This window comes from Mycobacteriales bacterium (assembly GCA_036497565.1).
GTDB lineage: Bacteria > Actinomycetota > Actinomycetes > Mycobacteriales > QHCD01 > DASXJE01.
Map to the genome: position 1 here is coordinate 1 of DASXJE010000138.1, position 2,277 is coordinate 2,277.

At 67.6% G+C, this 2,277-nt stretch carries 2 protein-coding genes; one reads left to right on the forward strand and one right to left on the reverse strand.

Annotated features, from left to right (window positions below):
* On the reverse strand, positions 1-293 hold a 293-nt coding region (locus VGH85_11805; protein HEY2174481.1), incomplete at its 3' end, for a hypothetical protein.
* A gap of 693 nt (positions 294-986) precedes the next feature.
* Here VGH85_11805 and VGH85_11810 point away from each other — a divergent pair.
* Positions 987-2,277: transketolase (locus tag VGH85_11810; protein ID HEY2174482.1), on the forward strand; the 1,291-nt coding region annotated here is incomplete at its 3' end.

Consider the following 2,277-nt stretch of genomic DNA (forward strand, 5'->3'; position numbering starts at 1 on the left):
GACACACCATCTGGGTCGTGCAGATCTCCAGGAGTCTCCAACGTCGTCTGGCAACGTGCGCGCACCGCAGCGCCGGGATCCTCAGTAACGAGGTCGATGCACAGCCCGGCGACGACGGCGCTTGCGTCGTGTTCGTCGAGACCGTCGAGGGCGAGGCCGTTGTGGAGCAGAGTCGCCGCCTCGTGGAACACCTCACGAGCCATCTCGAGGTCCACCTCGGGCCGGGCCTGGGCTACTGCCTCTGCGGTTGCGAGGAACTGATCGAATGGCGGTCCTACGGTGCTGGAGGACATGGCGGGAGCGTCTCAGGGCACCCACGCCCCGGCAAGCGAATATGGGGTCGTACCGTTCCCACGCGTAGTGTGATCGGCACGCTCGAGTGAGGGTGGCGATTTCGGTGGCTGAGAGCATTGTCCGGTTCGAGTCGAGCGCGGTCATCCAACGACCCATCAGCGAAGTCTTCGAACGTTTGGCGGATCTGCCGGGCTACGGCCGGTGGATGCACCGTACCGGTCTGTTCCGCGGGTGCAGCCTCACGTCGGAGGCCCCGGTCCGACCGGGGACGACCTACCTCGATTCGACCCGGATGGGCACCTTCAACGGAGAAGTGACTGAGTTCGTGCCATCGACGCGAATCGCCTTTCGGGAGACCCTCCATTGGTTCGGCTCCCCGATGACACAGGCTCGGCCGGAGTACTCCTTGGAGGGAGAAGGGTCCGCGACGGTCGTTCACCACGTGGCCGTCGGAGAGCTCTACGGCTGGATGAGGTTCATGAAGCCGGCCGCAGCATGGATGGCGAACCGGGAGCGGAGCCGCACCCTGAACTCTCTGAAGCGTTCCCTGGAGTCCGACTAGAGCGAGCGAGACCCTCACCCGTACCGGGCGCGGGCGTGCGCTGGTGGGGACATGGACGCGTACCGCGGGGACCGCGCGACTAGTGTCCTGTTGCGTTTCGTGCCGGGTCTGAGCAGTGGGAGGTGCCTGTATGGGTGACAGCAACCGTTTCCGTGAGCTCGGCCAGCAGTTGCGGGTCGACTCGATCCGGGCCTCGGCCGCAGCGGGGTCCGGGCATCCGACGTCGTCGATGTCTGCGGCGGACCTGATGTCCGTGCTGATCGACGGCGGTTATCTGCGCTGGGACACCGGCGATCTCGGGAACCCGGCGAGAGATCATCTGATCTTCTCCAAGGGTCACGCGTCGCCGTTGTACTACTCCGTGTTGAAGGCCGTCGGGGTGATTGACGACGCCGAGTTCCTCACGTTCCGCAAGCTGGGGAGCCGGCTTGAGGGTCATCCGACGCCCCGGATCCCGCCGACCGACGTCGCCACCGGTTCGCTCGGTCAGGGGCTGCCGATCGCGGTCGGTGTCGCTCTCGCCGGCCGCAGGCTGGACCGGCTCCCGTACCGGGTGTGGTGCCTGTGCGGGGACTCGGAGATGGCCGAGGGGTCGATGTGGGAGGCGTTCGAGCACGCGGCTTTCAGCGGGCTGGACAACCTGACCGCGATCATCGACGTCAACCGGCTCGGCCAGACGCGAGAGACGATGCTGGGCTGGGACCTCGACCGTTACCGGGCGCGGGCCGAGGCGTTCGGCTGGCACGCCATCGTCATCGATGGTCACGACGTGGATGCGATCAAGGCCGCGTACGACGAGGCCGCAGCCACCACTGGGCGCCCGACGGTGATCATCGCCAAGACGAAGAAGGGCAAAGGCGTCAAGGCCGTCGAGGACCTGCCCGGCAAGCACGGGAAACCGCTCGACGATCCCGATGCGGCGATCGAGGAACTCGGCGGCGCCCGCGACCTTCGGGTGCGCCTGGCTCCGCCCGCGGCCGGTATGCCGCACGTCTTCGACGCCCCCGGCGGTCGGCTGCCGTCCTGGGATGACGGCGAACAGGTGGCGACGCGGCAGGCCTACGGCGAGGCGCTCACGGCGCTCGGCGCCATGCGCGGCGACGTCGTCGCCCTCGACGGGGAGGTGTCCAACTCCACCCACTCGGAGATGTTTCGGGAGGCGCACGAGGACCGCTACTTCGAGATGTTCATCGCCGAGCAGCAGATGATCGCCGCGGCGGTCGGCATGCAGGTACGGGGCTGGGTGCCGTTCGCGTCGACGTTCGCGGCGTTTCTGTCCCGCGCCTACGACTTCGTCCGGATGGCGGCGATCTCACGCGCGGACCTGCGACTGGCGGGCTCGCATGCCGGCGTCTCGATCGGCTCCGACGGCCCGTCGCAGATGGCCCTGGAGGACATCGCCTCGTTCCGGGCGATCCACG